This is a genomic window from Lacinutrix sp., from assembly GCF_037625555.1.
In the GTDB taxonomy this organism is placed as follows: Bacteria; Bacteroidota; Bacteroidia; order Flavobacteriales; family Flavobacteriaceae; genus Lacinutrix.
Genome location: NZ_JASJHV010000045.1, coordinates 1 through 20,022 on the forward strand (window position 1 = coordinate 1; position 20,022 = coordinate 20,022).

Annotated in this window: 21 protein-coding genes; 11 read left to right on the forward strand and 10 right to left on the reverse strand. The window is 31.0% G+C overall.

The window, feature by feature from the left end; all coding sequences use genetic code 11:
* Nucleotides 1-1,303: tRNA (N(6)-L-threonylcarbamoyladenosine(37)-C(2))-methylthiotransferase MtaB (gene mtaB / locus QNK89_RS03345; RefSeq protein WP_340169552.1), on the reverse strand; the 1,303-nt coding region annotated here is incomplete at its 3' end.
* Between the two features lie 109 nt (nucleotides 1,304-1,412).
* On the opposite strand from mtaB, the gene QNK89_RS03350 reads away from it, so the two are divergent.
* On the forward strand, nucleotides 1,413-3,053 hold the full coding sequence (locus QNK89_RS03350) for an ABC transporter substrate-binding protein (RefSeq protein ID WP_340169553.1): 1,641 nt from the start codon (nucleotides 1,413-1,415) through the stop codon (nucleotides 3,051-3,053).
* Nucleotides 3,054-3,074: 21 nt separating this feature from the next.
* On the opposite strand, the gene QNK89_RS03355 is transcribed toward QNK89_RS03350, so the two are convergent.
* Complete coding sequence (locus tag QNK89_RS03355) at nucleotides 3,075-4,250, reverse strand: GlmU family protein (RefSeq protein ID WP_340169554.1); 1,176 nt, start codon at nucleotides 4,248-4,250, stop codon at nucleotides 3,075-3,077.
* Between the two features lie 148 nt (nucleotides 4,251-4,398).
* Nucleotides 4,399-4,650, reverse strand: coding sequence for a type B 50S ribosomal protein L31 (locus QNK89_RS03360; protein ID WP_340169555.1), 252 nt, complete (start codon nucleotides 4,648-4,650; stop codon nucleotides 4,399-4,401).
* Between the two features lie 158 nt (nucleotides 4,651-4,808).
* Between QNK89_RS03360 and QNK89_RS03365 the strand changes: the two genes are divergently transcribed.
* The 7 genes from QNK89_RS03365 to QNK89_RS03395 all read left to right on the forward strand — a co-directional run bounded on the left by QNK89_RS03365 (nucleotide 4,809) and on the right by QNK89_RS03395 (nucleotide 11,563).
* Nucleotides 4,809-5,339, forward strand: coding sequence for a DUF4199 domain-containing protein (locus QNK89_RS03365; protein ID WP_340169556.1), 531 nt, complete (start codon nucleotides 4,809-4,811; stop codon nucleotides 5,337-5,339).
* Between the two features lie 36 nt (nucleotides 5,340-5,375).
* Nucleotides 5,376-6,341 carry a glycosyltransferase family 2 protein gene (locus QNK89_RS03370; protein WP_340169557.1) on the forward strand — a complete coding sequence of 322 codons (966 nt, stop codon included), beginning with the start codon at nucleotides 5,376-5,378 and terminating at the stop codon, nucleotides 6,339-6,341.
* 60 nt (nucleotides 6,342-6,401) lie between these two features.
* A complete protein-coding gene (locus QNK89_RS03375) occupies nucleotides 6,402-8,129 on the forward strand; it encodes a phospho-sugar mutase (RefSeq protein ID WP_340169558.1) in 1,728 nt (575 codons plus the stop codon).
* 4 nt (nucleotides 8,130-8,133) lie between these two features.
* On the forward strand, nucleotides 8,134-9,960 hold the full coding sequence (locus QNK89_RS03380) for an ABC transporter ATP-binding protein (RefSeq protein WP_340169559.1): 1,827 nt from the start codon (nucleotides 8,134-8,136) through the stop codon (nucleotides 9,958-9,960).
* Between the two features lie 79 nt (nucleotides 9,961-10,039).
* The gene (locus QNK89_RS03385; protein WP_340169560.1) at nucleotides 10,040-10,582 is read left to right on the forward strand and encodes an RNA polymerase sigma factor; all 543 of its coding nucleotides are present in this window, start codon (nucleotides 10,040-10,042) and stop codon (nucleotides 10,580-10,582) included.
* Between the two features lie 33 nt (nucleotides 10,583-10,615).
* Entirely contained in the window at nucleotides 10,616-11,092 is a 477-nt protein-coding gene (locus tag QNK89_RS03390; RefSeq protein WP_340169561.1) for a hypothetical protein, read from the forward strand.
* A gap of 27 nt (nucleotides 11,093-11,119) precedes the next feature.
* On the forward strand, nucleotides 11,120-11,563 hold the full coding sequence (locus QNK89_RS03395; protein ID WP_340169562.1) for a sensor of ECF-type sigma factor: 444 nt from the start codon (nucleotides 11,120-11,122) through the stop codon (nucleotides 11,561-11,563).
* Between the two features lie 52 nt (nucleotides 11,564-11,615).
* Here QNK89_RS03395 and QNK89_RS03400 read toward each other — a convergent pair whose 3' ends face one another.
* The 7 genes from QNK89_RS03400 to QNK89_RS03430 all read right to left on the reverse strand — a co-directional run bounded on the left by QNK89_RS03400 (nucleotide 11,616) and on the right by QNK89_RS03430 (nucleotide 16,360).
* Nucleotides 11,616-12,689, reverse strand: a complete 1,074-nt coding sequence (locus QNK89_RS03400; RefSeq protein ID WP_340169563.1) for an oxidoreductase — start codon at nucleotides 12,687-12,689, stop codon at nucleotides 11,616-11,618.
* Between the two features lie 83 nt (nucleotides 12,690-12,772).
* Nucleotides 12,773-13,426 (reverse strand): SCO family protein, encoded by a 654-nt coding sequence (locus QNK89_RS03405; protein ID WP_340169564.1) that lies wholly within the window; start codon nucleotides 13,424-13,426, stop codon nucleotides 12,773-12,775.
* Complete coding sequence (locus QNK89_RS03410) at nucleotides 13,416-13,952, reverse strand: toxin-antitoxin system YwqK family antitoxin (RefSeq protein ID WP_340169565.1); 537 nt, start codon at nucleotides 13,950-13,952, stop codon at nucleotides 13,416-13,418. The genes QNK89_RS03405 and QNK89_RS03410 overlap by 11 nt, the downstream gene beginning before the upstream one ends.
* A gap of 58 nt (nucleotides 13,953-14,010) precedes the next feature.
* Nucleotides 14,011-14,886, reverse strand: coding sequence for a YHYH protein (locus QNK89_RS03415; RefSeq protein ID WP_340169566.1), 876 nt, complete (start codon nucleotides 14,884-14,886; stop codon nucleotides 14,011-14,013).
* A 74-nt stretch (nucleotides 14,887-14,960) separates the two neighbouring features.
* Nucleotides 14,961-15,416, reverse strand: coding sequence for a hypothetical protein (locus QNK89_RS03420; RefSeq protein WP_340169567.1), 456 nt, complete (start codon nucleotides 15,414-15,416; stop codon nucleotides 14,961-14,963).
* A 3-nt stretch (nucleotides 15,417-15,419) separates the two neighbouring features.
* Complete coding sequence (locus tag QNK89_RS03425; RefSeq protein WP_340169568.1) at nucleotides 15,420-15,740, reverse strand: hypothetical protein; 321 nt, start codon at nucleotides 15,738-15,740, stop codon at nucleotides 15,420-15,422.
* A gap of 41 nt (nucleotides 15,741-15,781) precedes the next feature.
* Nucleotides 15,782-16,360 (reverse strand): RNA polymerase sigma factor, encoded by a 579-nt coding sequence (locus tag QNK89_RS03430; RefSeq protein WP_340169569.1) that lies wholly within the window; start codon nucleotides 16,358-16,360, stop codon nucleotides 15,782-15,784.
* A gap of 206 nt (nucleotides 16,361-16,566) precedes the next feature.
* On the opposite strand from QNK89_RS03430, the gene QNK89_RS03435 reads away from it, so the two are divergent.
* The 3 genes from QNK89_RS03435 to QNK89_RS03445 form a co-directional block, all read left to right on the forward strand.
* Complete coding sequence (locus tag QNK89_RS03435; RefSeq protein ID WP_340169570.1) at nucleotides 16,567-17,781, forward strand: RsmB/NOP family class I SAM-dependent RNA methyltransferase; 1,215 nt, start codon at nucleotides 16,567-16,569, stop codon at nucleotides 17,779-17,781.
* A gap of 5 nt (nucleotides 17,782-17,786) precedes the next feature.
* The gene (locus tag QNK89_RS03440; protein WP_340169571.1) at nucleotides 17,787-18,869 is read left to right on the forward strand and encodes an endonuclease; all 1,083 of its coding nucleotides are present in this window, start codon (nucleotides 17,787-17,789) and stop codon (nucleotides 18,867-18,869) included.
* A 176-nt stretch (nucleotides 18,870-19,045) separates the two neighbouring features.
* Nucleotides 19,046-20,022, forward strand: a 977-nt coding sequence (locus QNK89_RS03445) for an endonuclease (protein ID WP_340169572.1), incomplete at its 3' end; no start/stop codon positions are given.

Consider the following 20,022-nt stretch of genomic DNA (forward strand, 5'->3'; position numbering starts at 1 on the left):
CCAACCCATCTTCATCAATTTTTTTAAGGTTAACCTGGTGAATTGTATTAACCAATTCTGGATTCCAAGGTGCTTTTACTTTTACATAGTTTTCTGTAAAACCATGAATATAGCCTGATTTATTTTCTCTTTCAAACAGAACACTTCTAGAAGTTCCTATTTGTTTTTCGTAAAAAGCACGACGTAACTTTGCACTTAATCCTCTTAGCATCTTACTACGTTTGCTTCTTATATTTTTTGGTACCACGTTTTCAAAACTTGCGGCTTCTGTATTATCCCTTTCTGAGTATGTGAATACGTGTAAATAAGAAATACCGAGACTGTTTAAAAAGTTATATGTCTCAAGAAAATGTTCATCTGTCTCTCCGGGAAAACCCACTATAACATCTACACCAATGCATGCGTGTGGCATAACTTCCTTAATTTTTTCTACACGATCTACGTACAACTCTCGCATGTAACGACGTTTCATTAACTTTAAAATAGCGTTATGTCCACTTTGCAATGGAATATGAAAATGAGGTACAAACGCTCTAGATTTACTTACAACATCTATAGTTTCATTTTTAAGCAAGTTTGGTTCTATAGAAGAGATTCTTAGTCTTTCTATACCTTTTACTTTATCCAACGCTTGCACTAATTCTAAAAAGGTGTGTTCGTGCTTTTTATTTCCAAATTCACCTTTACCATAATCGCCAATATTAACGCCAGTAAGCACAATTTCCTTAATACCTTTTAAAGAAATATCTCTTGCATTTTTAATAACATTCTCCAACTCATCACTACGAGAAACACCTCTAGCTAATGGGATAGTACAGTAGGTACACTTATAATCACAACCATCTTGAACCTTTAAAAAAGCTCGCGTTCTATCTCCTATTGAGTAACTACCAACATAAAAATCTGCATCATTAATATCGCAGGAATGCACTTCTCCAAAATTGTTTTTGGTAAGATCGTTTAGATAATCTGTAATTTTAAATTTTTCTGTTGCACCAAGTACTAAATCTACACCATTAACATCTGCTAATTCTTGCGGCTTTAATTGAGCGTAACAACCAACAGCTACAACAAAAGCCTCTGCATTTTCTTTTTGAGCTTGCTTAACTATAGTTTTAAAACGTTTATCTGCATTTTCGGTAACAGAGCAGGTATTAATAACATAAATATCCGTAGTTTCAGAAAAATCCACACGATCGAAGCCTTCTTTTTTAAAACTTCTAGCTATAGTAGAGGTTTCAGAAAAATTAAGTTTACAACCTAAGGTATAAAAAGCAACTTTCTTTTTGGTGTTTACTGTCAAAATTTTAAGTGTATTCCTAAGTTAGAATTCTTATATTTACTTCCAACTTTATTTAAAGAATGTAAATTTACATAATTGTTTGCAAGTAAGCTTATAAGTGATTTAAAATATGATGAAATTTAAACTGGATAAGAAAACCAGAAAACTAATTACTAGTCTACAACAGCTGTCATTAATACTCTGTACCTTTCTTTCTTTTTCATGCATAAATAATAAAGACAAAAAAAACACTAATCAAGTATTTAGATATAACGAACATAAAAACATAGGCTCTTTAGATCCTGCTTTTGCTAAAGACAATGCAGATATTTGGGCTGTAAACCAATTATTTAACGGTTTAGTGCAAATGGACAAAGAACTAAACGTAAAACCATCTATTGCCAAAGAATGGTATATTTCCCAAGATGCACTAACCTACACTTTTACTTTAAGAGACGATGTGTTTTTCCATAAACACAAATTATTTGGCAAAGACTCTACAAGAACAGTAACAGCACTAGACTTCGAATATAGTTTTAATAGACTGATTGATAAAAAAATAGCATCATCAGGACGTTGGGTTTTAAATAAGGTTGACCACTTTACAGCAGTAAACGATAGTACTTTTACAATAAAATTAAAACAGCCTTTTCCTGCTTTTTTAGGGTTGTTGACCATGAAATACTGCTCTGTGGTTCCTAAAGAAATTGTAACACATTACGGAAGTGATTTTAGAGTAAATCCTATAGGTACAGGTCCATTTAAATTTAAACGCTGGGAAGAAAACATTAAACTTGTTTTTAGAAAACATAATAATTACTTCGAGAAAGATGATAATGGAAAAAACCTACCCTATCTAGAAGCTGTAGCCATCACTTTTCTACCTGATAAACAGAGTGAATTCTTACAATTTATTCAAGGTAATCTTGATTTTTTAAATTCTCTTGATGCATCTTATCAAGATGACATTTTAACAAGTAAAGGTGAATTAAGAGAAAAATACAATTCTCAAATTAATATGATTCGTGGTCCCTATTTAAACACAGAGTATTTAGCATTTTTTATGGATTCTAAAACACCCGAAATGCAATCTAAACTTGTAAGACAGGCTGTTAATTATGGATTTGACAGAAAAAAGATGATGACTTATTTACGAAACGGTATTGGTATTCCAGCAAACGGTGGCTTTATTCCAAGAGGACTTCCAGGATATAATGCTACAATAGGTTACAAATATAATCCTGAAAAATCCAAAGCGCTTATCAATCAATTTAAAAAAGAAACAGGAATAAATTCTCCTGAAATAACAATTACTACCACAAGTAATTATTTAAATTTTTGCGAATATATACAACGAGAGTTACAAAAAACTGGACTGATAGTTAATGTTGAAGTTATACCTGCATCAACCCTAAAAAGCGCCAAAGCAAATGGTAAACTAGATTTATTTAGAGCCAGTTGGGTTGCAGATTATCCAGATGCACAAAATTATTTATCCCTTTTTCACAGTGATAATTTTGCGCCTAACGGACCAAATTACACACATTTTGAGAATAATGATTTTAATATTTTATACACAAAATCTTTTACAGAAAACATTACAAAAACAAGAGAAAAACTATACAAGAAAATGGATAGTTTAGTTATGCAGCAAGCACCTATAGTGCCATTATATTATGATGAAGTTGTGAGATTTACAAGACATAACGTAAAAGACCTTGATATTAACCCAATAAATATGTTGGAATTAAAACGTGTATCAAAAAAATAATATTTTGCAAACCAATAAAAGCTAATCTCTTCTAAATTTCTTTGTCTCTTCGAAAATGTGCTCCAATATAGCCTGGTCAGTTTCCGTAAACTCAATACCTCTTCTAGACATAACAACTTTACTAACTTCAAAAGCCTTTTTAGTTAAGTAAGTTGTAAAACCACTACTTCCTCCCCAACTATAACTTGGTACAAAATTTCTTGGAAAACCACTGCCAAAAATATTGGCATTTACACCAATAACGGTTCCTGTATTAAACATAGTGTTAATTCCACACTTACTATGATCTCCCATCATTAATCCGCAAAACTGTAAGCCAGTTTTTGCAAAACCTTCGGTTTCGTAATCCCACAGCCTAACTTCTGCATAATTATTTTTCAAATTAGAGTTATTGGTATCTGCTCCTAAATTACACCATTCACCAATTACAGAGTTGCCTAAAAACCCATCATGTCCTTTGTTAGAATAACCAAATAATACAGAGTTATTAACCTCACCACCAACCTTACTATGCGGACCAATAGTTGTTGCGCCATAAATTTTTGTTGCTAATTTTAAAGTGGCATGATCACATAAGGCTAAAGGACCTCTTACTACACTTCCTTCCATAATTTCTGCATTTCTCCCAATATAAATTGGGCCAGAACTAGCATTAAGTGTAGCAAATTCCATTTTAGCGCCTTCTTCTAAAAATATATTTTCTGGTGTAATTATATTATTCGTTTTAGATATTGGCTCAGAGTCTCTTCCTTTTGTTAATAAAGCAAAATCCTCTGCTATTGCATCAGCATTTTTAGCAAAAATATCCCAAGTATGCTCTATAGTCAACACTTTCTCTTCAAACTCAATCGCTTCAAAAGCAGATAAATCTATCTCATCTTGATCTTCTTCAGTATAAAAAGCGACAACTTCCTCTCCTTTAAATATTGCTTGATTTTTTTTTAAATTTTGAATTTTATCAACGAGATGCTTCGTAGGACAAAAAGAGGCATTAATCATTACATTAATTTCCATTTCTACCATTGGCCATTTTTCAGACAAATAATCTTCCGTGACTGTAGTTGTTGTAGCTTGTAAATAAGTCTCCCATTTTTCACGAATAGTTAAAATACCAACTCTAAGATCTGCTACTGGTCTTGTGTAAGTAAATGGTAACAATTGGTTTCTAGATGGACCATCGAAAAGAATGTAATTCATTATCAAGTTAAGAATTAAAGTTAAAAATTAAAAGCTTTCACTTTTACTCTATTATTTAGGTTTGTTATTTCAAAAGTAATATAATTGTAGAAAACAAAAAAGCCTTTCATTTTTAAATAAAAGGCTTTTAAATATGTTGTAAACTAAATTATTTTTTAAATTTAGCGTATTTGTTTTTAAACTTATCAATACGACCAGCAGTATCTATCAACTTAGATTTCCCTGTATAAAAAGGGTGAGAGGTTCTAGAAATCTCCATTTTTATTAATGGATACTCTACACCGTCAACTTCTAATGTTTCGCTTGTGTTTGCAGTAGATTTTGTTAAAAACACGTCTTCGTTTGACATATCTTTAAACGCTACTACTCTATAATTTTCTGGATGTATATCTTTTTTCATCGCTAAATGCTTTAATTGTATTCTAAATTCGAGGTGCAAATTTAAGTGTTTTTTACAAAATAACAACACTTTTTACAAAAATTATTTAAACTTATTTATGTAACGTTTTTTTTTTTTTGACTACTAACAATTATACTATAACTAACAAACTAAAAAACATGGAAACTTCTACAAAATCATCTGCAATTAATTATGGGCTTTATTTAGGTGGCCTAATGGCACTTACTACAATTTTGGGTTATGCTTTATATCTAGACCTGCTAACAAAATGGTGGCTTGGTATATTATTATTTATTGTAATTATTGTTTTTGGAATACTATCTGCATTAAAATCTAAAAGCATACAAAATGGAGTGATCACTTTTAAAGAGGTTTTTAGTTCTTATTTTATTACAGTTGCCATTGGAATAATTATTAGTATGGTCATTAGTATTTTAATATTTAATTTTATTGATCCAGAGGCAGCTATTGCTTTAAAAGAAAAAACAATTGATGCCACTATACAAATGATGCGTAGCTTTAATGCTCCCGAGGAAGCTGTTGCACAAACATTAGAGCAAATGGAAGCCCAAAAAAACCAATTTTCTATAGCTCCTCAATTACAATCTAATGCTATCTTTTTGGTAATACAAGCAGTAATTGGATTAATCATAGCTTTAATAGTAAAAAGAAACCCAGAAACAGAATAATATTCTATCTTTGAAATATCAATTTCAAAACATTACATGGATATATCAGTAGTCATACCACTACTTAACGAACAAGAATCGCTTACAGAATTACACGATTGGATTGCAAAAGTTATGCAATCCAATCGTTTTTCTTATGAAATACTATTTATAGATGATGGTTCTAACGATGGTTCGTGGGAAACTATAGAAAGACTTACAAAATTAGACCACAATGTTAAAGGTATTAGGTTTTTAAAAAACTTCGGAAAATCTCAAGCTTTACATGCTGGTTTCGAAAAAGCACAAGGTGATGTAATTATTACTATGGACGCAGATTTACAAGACAATCCAGAAGAAATACCATCGCTATACAATAAAATTACTACAGACAATTTTGATTTGGTCTCAGGTTGGAAAAAGAAACGTTTTGATAATAAGTTTACTAAAAACTTACCATCAAAACTATTTAATTGGGCAGCACGTAAAACCTCTGGTGTAAAATTAAATGACTTTAATTGCGGACTTAAAGCCTACAAAAACGAAGTTATAAAAAACATAGATGTTAATGGTGAAATGCATAGGTATATTCCTGTTTTAGCTAAAAATGCAGGTTTCACAAAAATTGGAGAACAAGTTGTACAACATCAAGCCAGAAAATATGGTGAAACAAAATTTGGCATGGAACGCTTTATTAATGGCTTTCTAGATTTAATTACTATATGGTTTATCTCACGTTTTGGTAAAAGACCAATGCATTTATTTGGCGCTTTAGGTGTTATAATGTTTGCTATAGGTTTTGTTTTTTCTGCCTATTTAGGAATTGATAAATTGTTTTTTCATCAAAATGGAATATTAATAACGCAAAGAACAGAATTTTATATTGCGCTCGTTACCATGATAATTGGTACCCAATTTTTTGTTGCTGGCTTTTTAGGCGAAATCATTTTACGCTCTAAGCAACACAAAAACCGTTATTTAATAAAGAATGAATTAAATTTCGGCAACAATATATCAAATTAACACACTCTTAATTATTAACTTTTTTATAATGCTTACTTTTGCATTCTATTACATTAGAATATGATTTATATAGAACCAGAATTATTAAATAGAGTTAACACTTGGTTAACGCCTACATTCGATAAAGACACACAACTATACATAAAAGACTTAATAGCTACCAACCCGAAAGAACTAAAAGAAAGTTTTTATAAAAACTTAGAGTTTGGAACAGGTGGAATGCGAGGTGTTATGGGTATTGGCACCAACAAAATTAACAAATATACGCTTGGAAAAAATACTCAAGGTATTAGTGATTACATGCATAAAGTGTTTCCAAACCAAAAACTAAAAGTCGCTATTGCTTTCGACTGCAGACATAACAGTAAAACATTAGCTAAAGTTGTAGCAAATGTGTTTTCTGCTAACAATATAGAAGTCTTTTTATTCGAAGACCTTCGTCCTACTCCAGAATTATCATTCGCTTTAAAACATCTAAACTGCCATTGTGGTATTGTTTTAACAGCCTCACATAATCCTCCAGAATACAACGGTTATAAAGTCTACTGGCAAGATGGTGGTCAATTAGTACCACCTCAAGATGCAGAAATTATTAAAGTGATTGATACTTTAGATTATGCTGAAATTAAATTTAGTGCAAACGAAGAGTTAATCCATTACATTGGTAAAGACATAGATGATGTTTTTATAAATGCTTCAGTTAAAAACGGAAGCTTTAATACTTCAGCGAAAGCTAAAGAAAATTTGAATATTGTATTTACATCGCTTCACGGAACCTCTATTACTGCAATTCCAGAAACGCTAAAACGTGCTGGATATACAAACGTTAATATAGTTGAAGCACAACGCGAACCTGATGGCGATTTTCCAACAGTAGTCTCACCAAATCCAGAAGAACCAGCAGCATTAAAAATGGCTATGGATTTAGCTAATAAAACCGAAGGAGATATTGTAATAGGTACAGATCCAGATTGCGATAGATTAGGAATTGTAGTTAGAGATTTAGATAACAAATTGGTTATTTTAAATGGTAATCAAGCCATGATATTAATGACTGATTTCTTACTAAAACAATGGCAAAATGAGAATAAAATTAATGGTAAAGAGTTTATAGCAAGCACCATAGTCTCTACTCCAATGATGAGCGTTTTAGGTAAAGCATACGATGTAGAATGTAAAATTGGCCTAACAGGTTTTAAGTGGATTGCAAAAATGATAAAAGATTTTCCAAACCTTAATTTTATTGGTGGTGGAGAAGAAAGTTTTGGGTTTATGGTTGGCGATTTTGTTCGCGATAAAGATGCTGTAACTGCCACGCTTTTAGCTTGCGAAATTGCAGCACAAGCCAAAGCTAAAGGCAGTAGTGTTTATCAAGAATTAATAAAACTGTACATAACACATGGTTTGTATAAAGAACGTTTAGTTTCTATCACTAAAAAAGGAATTGAAGGCGCACAAGAAATCAAACAAATAATGATTGATGCTAGAGAAAAGCCACTTGAAGTAGTTAATAACTCTAAAGTTGTATTAATTGAAGACTACCAATTATCATTATCAAAAAACACAATTACTGGAGAAACTACAACTATAGATATCCCAAAATCTAACGTCTTAATATACCATACAGAAGATGGTAGTAAAATTGCTTTACGACCAAGTGGTACAGAACCAAAAATAAAATTCTACATTAGCGTAAACACGAGTCTAGACAGTATGTCTGCTTTTAAAGAAACGGAACAACAATTGGAAACAAAGATTTATGCCATTTTAAAAGACATGAATCTTTAACTAAATGAATTATATAAAAAAAATATTACGCTTCGCAATTCCTTATAAAAAGTATGGTATACTAAATATTATTTGTAATATTTTTTATGCACTTTTTAGCACATTGTCTATGATTGCAATGATGCCAATGATTAATGTGCTTTTTGGACAAACCGACAAAGTACTATCGCAACCACTTTGGGATGGTGATTATTCAAATTTAAAAGACTACTTAGTAGACTCTTTTAATTTTACAATTAGTCAAAGAATTGAAATTGAAGGAGAACAAAGTGCTTTGTTTTTAATAGTAGCAATAATTGTAGTTTTATTCCTTTTAAAAAATCTTTTTAGCTACCTATCACTCTATTTTATTACTTTTTTAAGAAATGGCGTTTTAAAAGACATTAGAGATGAAATGTTTAGAAAAGTAGTAAACTTACCCATCTCTTACTTTTCCGAAAAACGAAAAGGTGATACTATTTCTAGAATAGCATCAGATGTAGGAGAAGTGCAAATGTCTTTATTAGCAGTGCTAGAACTTATTATTCGCGAGCCACTTACAATTATATTTGCTATTATTTCTATGTTAATTTTAAGTCCAAAATTAACATTATTTGTCTTTGTGTTTATACCCATTTCAGGTGTTATTATTTCATTTATAGGAAAAAGTTTAAAAAAGAAATCGCATCTCGTTCAAAATGAAGTTGGGCAATTTTTGTCTTCATTAGAAGAAACTTTAGGTGGTTTAAAAGTGATTAAAGGTTATAATGCAGAACAACAGTTTGAAAACAAGTTTAAAAGTTCAACAAACAGACTCTATAGATTTTCTAATTCTTTAATGAATAGACAAAACTTAGCCTCGCCTGCAAGCGAGTTTTTAGGTATTTTAACCATTGCAGCCATTTTATTATTTGGAGGCACAATGGTTTTCAATAAACAACTAGATGGTGGTGAATTTATAGTTTTTCTATTACTAGCTTATAATATACTTACACCTGCAAAAGCAATAAGTAAAGCTTTGTATAGCGTGAAACGTGGTAATGCTTCTGCAGAACGTGTACTTGAAATTTTAGAAAGCGAAAGTCCAATAAAAGATAGTGCAAATGCAAAAACTAAAACCGAATTCAGCCAAGGTATCAAAATCAATAATATTTCGTTTAAATATGAAGACGATTTAGTACTAAAAAACTTCACTGTAAATGTTCCAAAAGGAAAAACCGTTGCACTAGTTGGACAATCTGGAAGTGGTAAAAGTACCATTGCAAATTTAGTAACGCGTTTTTACGATGTAAACGAAGGTAGTATTACCATAGATAGTGAAAATATAAAAGACCTTACAAAAAACTCGCTTCGAGGTTTAATGGGCCTGGTAACACAAGATTCTATCTTATTTAACGATACTGTAAAAAACAATATTCTAATTGGAAAGCAAGGTGCTACAGACGAACAAGTTATAGAAGCACTTAATATTGCAAACGCCTGGGAATTTGTAAAAGATTTACCTAAAGGCATAGAAACTAATGTAGGTGATTCTGGAAACAAATTATCTGGCGGACAAAAACAACGCTTGAGTATTGCAAGAGCTGTCTTAAAAAATCCACCAATTATGATTTTAGACGAAGCCACCTCAGCATTAGACACAGAAAGCGAACGCTTGGTACAAGTCGCTCTAGAAAACATGATGAAAAACAGAACGTCTATAGTAATAGCCCATAGATTATCTACCATTCAAAATGCAGACGAAATAATAGTTATGCATAAAGGTGAAATTGCAGAGCAAGGCAAACACAACGAACTTATGAATATGGATGGTATATACAGAAAACTAGTAAATATGCAAAGTTTTGATTAATATCTGTTTAGTTTAAAATAAAAACACTTTTGTTTTAAACCAAAATAAAAAACTACAGTCTAAAAGAAAATCATTTTTGTTGACTACTGAAACCGAACTTTTATTAAAACTACAAGCTAAAGGCAATAAAGATGCTGCTTTTAGTCAACTTGTTTCGCTATATAAAGAGCGACTATATTGGCATATAAGAAATATTGTAAAGTCTCATGATGATGCAGATGATGTACTTCAAAATACATTTATAAAAGTCTATAAAAGCATAGATGGTTTTAAAGGCGAAAGTAAATTATACTCTTGGTTATATCGCATTGCAACAAACGAAGCTATTACGCTTATAAACAAAAATGCGAAGCGATTACAAATTACAAATGAAGAAGCACAGGATTTAGCCATAAACAATATGGAATCTGATGTTTATTTTGAAGGTAATGCCATTCAATTAAAGCTTCAAAAAGCAATTGCAACATTGCCAAAAAAGCAACAATTGGTTTTTAATATGAAATACTTTCAAGAAATTAAATATAAAGATATGTCTCAAATTTTAGACACTAGTGAAGGTGCATTAAAAGCATCTTATCATATTGCAGTAAAGAAAATTGAAGCCTATTTAACTAAAGATTAAACCATTTAATAAAATTATAGTCTTAATATTAAGATGAAAAACGAAAAGCTACATTACATTAAAAATTCAGGATTTAAAGTGCCCCAAGATTATTTTGAAGGACTTGAAGACTCAATTTTAGCTGAAGCTAAACTTAATGGTTTAGTAAGCGATTCTGGCTTTAAAACACCTGAAGGTTATTTAGAGGACTTTAATGTTTCAGTTAAAAAAGAAGCGAAAGTTATCTCTATTTTTTCTAGAAAGAATATGTTATTTGTTTCTAGCATTGCTGCAGCAATTGTCTTATTTTTTAGTTTAAATATTTTTGACAATTCTCCTCTATCTATTAATGACTTAGACACAACAACAGTAGATAATTATATACTAGACGAAACTGAAATAGGCGATTTAGTATCACTATTTCAAGACAACGAGTTAAGCGAAACTCAATTTATAGATTACACATTAAGTGACGAAACATTAGATAGTTATTTAGAAGTTATTGATGTTAGCGACTTATATTTAGAATAAAAAACAAATACTATTAAACGAACAAAAATGAAAAATATATTAATACCAATTATAGCTTTATTATTATCGGTTAGTGCCTATGCGCAAAAACCGAATAAAGAGAAGATGAAAGCCTTAAAGGTGGCTCATATTACAGAAGAACTAGATTTAACCGCTAAAGAAGCACAAGCTTTTTGGCCAATTTACAATGCTCACGAAGAAGCAAACGATAAACTAATAAAGAATTCTGACTTAAAACGTCTAGAAAATATAGACGGCATTACTGAAGATGAAGCTAAAGCACATTTAGACAAAATTGTACAGATGGAAATATCTAGGCAAAAAATTCAAAAAGAATATTACAGTAAACTAAGCGCTGTTTTATCTTCTAAAAAGATATTAAAACTCATGAATACTGAACGTTCTTTTAGACGCAAAATGATTAAAGAGTTTAAAGAAAGACATCGTGGAGATAAATCAAAAAGACAATAACTAAAAAGAGCAGCCAATGGCTGCTTTTTTTAGTTATATACTTATACTCTACTTACCTAAAAGTTAATTTAGCAATCCTTTTATTTCCTGCTGCATAAGCAACACTATCATTTACAAAAAGTAAAGTATAAAAACCTTCATCACTTAAATGTTTCCAATTTTCTCCAGCATCGTTAGAATAATCGATGCCTTTAAAACCAATAGCAACTAACTCTTTAGCTTCTCTTCCTGGAATATATTGCACACAGCTTCTATAACCAGGGCTTTGATTTTGCGCAACTAATTGCCATGTTTTTCCTCCATCTTGTGTTCTTATTTTATTTGCAGTACTGTCTCCTGCTTTAGTGTAATCTCCACCAATGGCGAAACCATTTTTATTATCGTAAAAATCTAAACTGTACATACCTTGTGGCCCATTACCTTGTACAATTGGAGTATCGAAAACCTTCCAATTTTTTCCTTTATCCGCAGAATATAAAATTCTACTAGCTCCTCCTCCAGTTGCTACCCAAGTTTCATCTCCAACTATTGCTATATTAGTATCACTTGCTGCAAAAGCAGCTTCATCTTTTTTAGCTTTTGGTAATAAATCACACGATATCTTACTCCAAGTATTTCCACCATCACGTGTAATAATAATACTCATACAATCGTCTGTTGGATCTCCAATAGCAATACCTTCTTTATCGTTCCAGAACTCCATTGCATCGTAGAATGCTTTTTCATGGTTTTCTTGGTAGACAATTTTATGTTTGTAAAAAACTCCATTTTTTGCTGAATCTAATTTATAAACAATAGCTGGAGATCCTATTGTCATAAAAAATATATTTTTTCCATTGTAAGCACTAGATCTAATAGCATTATTTATGCTATCGTTATACATTAAGTTTGTAACTGTTGAACCATCTTTCAAATAAGCACCATGTTTACCGCTACCTGAAGCATAATAAAAACTCTCATTGACTAGCTCGAAAGCACGAACATTCAAAGTAGAATCTTTCAACAATAGACCAATTTCAACTTCAGTAAAATCACGTGGAATAAAAATGTTTTCTTTTTTCTCTTCATCTTTCTTACAAGAAATTAATGAAATTGCAACACAAAATAATATTAGAATCTGTTTCATCTGTTTTTCAAATTTTTATAAAAGTAAAAAAGCTCGACGACATAATCGTGAAGCTTTTCAAAATAAACTACTCAAAAAAATTATTAACCCTCTTCTTTTAGAGTTTTAACATCTGCTATTAATTGTTGTACTGCTGTTTTATTAAGTCCATTATAAATGCCACGAATGTGTTTATTCTTATCTATTAGTACAAAGTTTTCGGTGTGTAGAAAATCGTCCTCAGTTTTTTCTTCACCTAAATCTTCTTCAACAAAATAGGCTTGTCTGCCTAAATCGTATATCTGTTTCCTATCTCCAGTTACCAAATGCCATTTATTTGAAATAACACCTTTAGCATCTGCATAATTTTTTAAAATTGGCATAGAGTCTTTTACTGGTGTTACAGAATGAGATAGTAGCAAAACTGAATCATCTGTGATAAATTCTTCTTGTAAAACAGACATGTTTGCTGTCATTTTTGGACAAATACCTGGACAAGAGGTGAAAAAGAAATCGGTTATGTAAATTTTATCCTTAAAGGCTTCTTGAGTTATAGTGATACCATCTTGATTAATAAGCGTAAAATCTGGTATTTTATGAAAACCGTTTAACGCTTCGCTTTTATTTTCTAACCAATTTGGTGTAAAACTAGCATCGCTATAAAACGGTAGAGCTTCTACTCTACTACTTTTCTCTTTAGTTTTATTATTACAGTTTAATAAAACAATGCATAGTAATAAAAGGCTACTATTTTTCATCTTGTACAATTTCTTCTTCTAATTGAAAACATAAATTTGAACGCTTTAATCCAAAAATGCGTCCATTTTTTGCTTCATAATTATTATAAATCTTTCCATTGCGTCTCCAAGCTTGTTGCATGCCTTCCTCTTTTCCATTTACAATGGTCATTTGCTTAAATAATTCACCGGAATTGTACCATTGTTTTTGTATACCATTACCAATGCCATTAAGGTAATTGGATTCTGAGCGGAGATTACCATTAGACCACCAAGATTTGGAAGTACCATCTAATTTTCCGTTTACGTACAATGCTTCAAAGCTTAATAAGCCATCTTGAAACCACTTTTTAAAAGTGCCATCTTTAGTTCCATTATTATACTGAATAATTTCAGCTTTGATTCCGTTAGGATAATTTAAAACTGATAATCCTGTAAAAGGCTTGCCTTGATAATAGACAAGCCCAATATTTGGATTAGAGACTAATTCTGATTTAGAGATTTCAATTGTGTTAATTTCAGTTTGGACAATACTTTTCTCATCCATTTTATTTGTCTGTTTTTGACAATTAAAAAAGAGCACAAAACTGAATAAAATGCAGCTTCTAGTTAATATTGCTTGGTGTACCTTGATAATCTCCAGGGAATAAAATATAATAAGCGTTTAAATATAATTCGTTTTGAATATGGTAATGATATTCAGCCGTAGTTGTGTGTTGTGTTGTACTTGTATGTCCACCTGATGCGTCTAAATCTGTTGGATATGTTCCTGTCGAGTTACATTTTCTTCCGTAGATAAAAAACCCATCTGCAATAATTCCTACTAACTCATCGTCATCATCTGACCATGCTTTTGGTTCTAAGTGATAGTGATAACTTTGTGGTCCTGTATGTGCTGCAGTATAATCGAAAGAACCAATTGTCATATCGTTTAACGGCATATTTGGACCTTCTTGATCGTTATAAATTACAACTCCAGTAATTGAAATACCTATAGGTCCTAATCCAGTTGCTGTAGAAGTTGCTGCTAAAGCAGGACTAGAAGATACGCTTAAAGTAAATGTACCATTATAATCATCAATATTTCCTGGTGACATGAACTGATGTGTTGTTGCTGTTGGTTCTACCCATAATGGATGATTTGTAGCTGAAACTGTTGTTATTGGAGTTCCACCTGGAGGAGTTGCTGTTCTAGACGTTGTATTTGACCAATAAGGCGATGTATGACTTGTCCATCCATTGGTTTGAACAACTACATTACTTCCACTAAGTGCAATATCTGTATTATCGACATCGAATTCTGCAAATGCATCATGTAAGGTTGCTGTATTACCAGAATCGTCTGTGACAACTTCTTCATCTTCTTCAGCTACAACTGGAGTAATATCATCATCACTACTACAAGCATTAAAAGTTAATATTGAAGCACTAAAAGTTAATGCTACAAAAAATAAATACATATTTTTATTTGATTTTTTCATCTTTTAAATTGTTAAATTTATTTGAGTTTATGTTTATTAATTTACTTCAAAATGATTGAAATAGTAATTAAATACTATTGTCTTGGTTTTTCTGGTCTTCTATTGTCATTTCTACGTGCTTTTTTTAAAATTGCACTAAAACGTTGTTTTTGTTCTTTGTTACATAAATCGAAAACACCGCGCAATCTTTTAAAAAGTTCTTTTTCTTTTAAAATTTCTTTCTCAGAAATTAAGAGCATTAAACTATCAATACTCGCTTGATTTAGTTCTGTTGTTGTGATTTTTTCAAATATTACTTCTTTATAGACATTAATATCATCTCCAATACTTTTCATATTGTCATGGTGTTTACGTTCAAGATTCTTAAAAGCCTCTAACTGCGTTTCATTGAGTTGTAATTCTTTCGCAATAAAATCAGAAGATTCTTTTGGTCCTTTATGTTGTGGTCTTCCTAAGTAATTTAATAAGAAAAACCCATTCATTATAATTAAAACAACAAGTATTAGATATAAGACTGTATTTTTTTTCATCTTTTATAAATTGAAGAGTGAATATTCCTGTTCTGTTGAAATACCATAATCTGAAGCAAAACTTGAAATCGAAGCATCGTATTCAGAATTATTTATCTGTTTCACTGCATATACATTAACTAAAACCACACAAACTAAAGTTGCCAATTGCAATTGTGGTGAAAACCAATTCCAAATTGAAACTGAAGCTATTACATCTTTTTCTGCAAATAAGCGTTGCATTGTCTTATCTTTAAAAAAAGGTGGTGCTTTAATAGTATTAATAGTATCAAGGACATTTAAAGTCTTCTTAACATTGTCTTCTACGTTCATGTTTTTTTTCATTTCTCTGTTGTTTTAGATGCAAATGCTTTTAAAAACTTGCGCTAATTATTATTTTTATAAAAATTTTCTAATAATTTATGTAAATTCTTTTTAGATCTAAACATTAAAGATTCTACAGAAGAGACACTTTTATCTATTATCTCACTTACTTCTTTATAACTTTTTCCATCTATTTTATGAAGTGTAAACACAACGCGCTGTGCCTCTGGTAATTTGTTTATAGCATAAAAAAATATCTCACTATTTTCTTTATTCTCTAAAACTACTCCTGGATGATTCATATCTGTAAAATATGAGGTCTTATCCATTGGAATAGCATTGCCTGTAATAGATTGTAAAAAAGCAAAACGTTTTTTGGTGTTTTTCTTTCTTATAAATTCTAAACATTTATTTATTGTTATTCTGTAAATCCATGTGGAAAGTTTAGAAACGCCATTAAATTTATGTATTGATTTAAAAACTTCTACAAAAACCTCTTGTGCAACATCTTCTGCATCTTCAGTATTTGGCACAAAAGAGATGCAAGTGGCATAAACTTTTTGCTGAAAATCATCTAAAAGTTTATTGTAAGCCTGCTCGCTCTTATTTTTAAGTTGTACTATAAATTCGGTTTCCGACAAAAATTAAATTTTTATTTTGAAAATTTAGATGCTTTTTTAATTTAAAACTGCGCTAAATATCATTTTATTTTGAAAAGATAATATTTTACAATCAACAACTAAATAACACATGTAATAATACTTAAATATTCTATATAAAACTGTACCTTTGCACGCTGAATTAATTATTATAATAAGTTGATTTTTAATTCACTTAAAAATTAAAAATGAGATTACATAGAAATTTATGCTTTGCCACAGTTGATGGATTATTACTAATCTTTAACGAAGGTAATTATGCAGATAAAGTAGTACAACAACTGCTTAAACGTGACAAGCGTTGGGGAAGCAGAGACCGAGGATTTGTTGCTGAAACGACTTACGATATTGTACGTTGGAAACGTTTATATGCTGAAATTGCTAACGTAAAAGAGCCTTTTTCACGAGACGATATTTGGAGACTATTTGCTGTCTGGGCAACTTTAAAAGGCATAACATTACCAGATTGGAAATACTTTGAAGGTACTCCAACACGTAAAATAAAAGGACGTTTTGACGAGCTATCTAAAATTAGAAAAATTAAAGAATCTTTTCCAGATTGGATGGATGAATTAATTTTAAGCGAGTTAGGTGAAAAAACTTGGAATAAAGAAGCAACTGCTTTAAACGAACAAGCAGATGTTATTTTAAGAGTAAACACACTTAAAACTACTAAAGAAAAATTAAAGACTGAATTATTCGATTTAGATGTTGAAACTGAAGAATTAAAAGGCTATCCTGATGCTTTAAAACTTGCCGAACGCGGTAACGTTTTTACTACTGAAGCTTTTAAAAACGGATGGTTTGAAGTACAAGATGCCTCTTCACAATTAGTTGCAGAATTTCTTGATGTAAAAAGCGGAATGAAAGTTGTAGATACTTGTGCAGGTGCAGGTGGAAAAACACTTCATATTGCTGCCTTAATGGAGAATAAAGGACAAGTAATTGCAATGGATATTTATGAAAATAAATTAAAAGAATTAAAGCGTCGTGCAAAACGTGCTGGAGCTCACAACATAGAAATGCGAGTGATTGATTCTACCAAACCAATTAAAAAATTATATGACAAAGCAGATCGCGTTTTAATAGATGCACCATGTTCTGGCTTAGGCGTTTTAAGAAGAAATCCTGATGCAAAATGGAAAATGCATCCAGAATTTATTGAGAAAATTAAAAAAACACAAATAGAAATATTAAACTCTTATTCTAGAATGGTTAAACCAGGAGGAAAACTTGTTTATGCTACTTGCTCAATTTTACCATCAGAAAACAACGAACAAGTTGAGAAGTTTTTAGCTTCGGAGAATGGAAAAGAATTCTCATTTGTAAAAGACAAAAAAATATTATCTCACGAATCTGGTTTTGATGGATTTTATATGGCATTATTAGAAAAGAAAAATTAAAATTTATGAAGCAACTATACTTTATATTAGGATTATTAGTAACAATTAGTACATTTGCACAAATCCCTACAGGTTACTATAATACAGCAACTGGAACAGGTTATGTTTTAAAAACCCAACTAAAAAACATCATTGATGATATTAATGATAATAACGGACAAGTTTTTCACGATCCTGGAACTTATGGGCAACTATGGCAACTGTATGAATCTTCAGATGTGAAAGCAAACGGAAAAGTTTGGGAGATGTACAGTAATTGTAGCTTTACTTTTGTAACAGACCAAGATGGTGGTTCTGGCGGTAATGTAGAATGCGACAAATTTAATAGAGAACATTCTTTCCCAAGAAGTTGGTTTGGTGATATTCAAACGCTTCCCATTTTTTCAGATGCGTTTCATGTAATTCCAGCAGATAAAAAAGTAAACGGCATAAGAGGTAATTTAGCTTTTGGTGAAGTATTAACAGCTAATTACACTTCTTTAAATGGTTCTAAAAGAGGAACAAGTAGTTTAGTTGGACCAACAGGAAATGTTTTTGAACCTGCCGATGAGTTTAAAGGAGATATTGCAAGAGGAATTTTATATGTTGCTGTAAGATATGAAAATTTAATTGCTGGTTGGGAAACTAACAATAGCGATGGTGACAACATGCTAGATGGATCTAGTAATAGAGTTTTTGAGCAATGGGCAATAGATATGCTATATGATTGGCATGTATCGGATCCTGTTAGCCAAAAAGAACTGGATAGACAAGAAGCTATTTTTGCTCATCAAGATAATAGAAATCCATTTATCGACCATCCAGAATGGGTTTTCGAAATTTGGCAAACTGTACTTTCTGTAGATGAATTTGAAACTGTAGATACTATTAAAATGTTTCCTAATCCTACAAATGGCAATAGTGTAACAATTCTATCTAATAAAGATCTTGCTGTTGAAGTTTTCGATATTTTAGGAAAAAAAGTTAAAGTTCAAGACATAACTTCAACACAAAAAAAATTGAATATTTCTGGCTTATCTAAAGGTGTGTATTTAGTGAAGATTAATTCAGAAAAAGGCATCACAACAAAGAAATTAATAAAACAATAATTGTTTTATTACTAAAAAATTCAAAGCGACTCAAAATTTTGAGTCGCTTTTTTTATTCAGTAATTAAAATTTAATACTTCTTTTTATGGTAAACCATAACTTAAAACCTAAATTTGTGAATTAACATATTCTTTATCTAAAATTTTAGGAATAAACAAATCTCAATTGTAAAAATCATGAAACAACATTACTTTTCTATAATTTTTTTACTCAGTACATTTTTTGCATCTGCACAAATACCATCAAATTATTATAATAACGCAACAGGTAGCGGTTATGTATTAAAAACTCAGTTAAAAGTAATAGTTACTAATGGTCATACTTTTAATAGTAATAGCTATGATAATTTATATACCGCTTACCAAACTACAGACATTGATAATTATTATGAAGTGGGAAGCAATACCATTTTAGACGTCTATTCTGAAAACCCAACTGGATCAGAAATTCAATATTCTCCAACTGCAGATATTTGTGGTGGAAATATTCCTAATGAAGGATTATGTTTTAACAGAGAGCATTTATTTCCGCAAGGTTTCTTTAATAGCGCAGACAACCTTCCAATGGTTTCAGATATTCATCATGTCATTCCAACAGATGGATTTGTAAACAATGGACGTAGCAACTATCCTTTTGGTGTTGTTTCTAATACAAATACCTCTTACGCCAATGGTTCTAAATGGGGAACCGGAAACAATTATGGCTATACAGGCAGAATTTTTGAACCTATAGATGAATTTAAAGGCGATATTGCTCGTGCCATGCTTTATTTTGCTGTACGTTACGAAGACAATTGGAACAACTCTGGTTGGGATCCACACACCACACAATACAATCCTTTAAATGGCACAAGTGATCAATTTTATGAAACTTGGTTTATAAGCACACTATTAGATTGGCACACTGCAGATCCTGTTTCTGCTAGAGAAATAGCTAGAAATAATGCAGCATATAATTTTCAAGGTAATGCCAATCCGTTTGTAGATCATCCAGAATATGCAAATATGATTTGGAATCCAACACCAGACACAACAAATCCTACAGATCCAACAAATCTAGTAGCTTCTAACCAAACCGATGTTTCTATTAATTTAAACTGGATGGCAGCTACAGATAATGTTGCAGTAACAGTTTACGACATCTATCAAGGTGG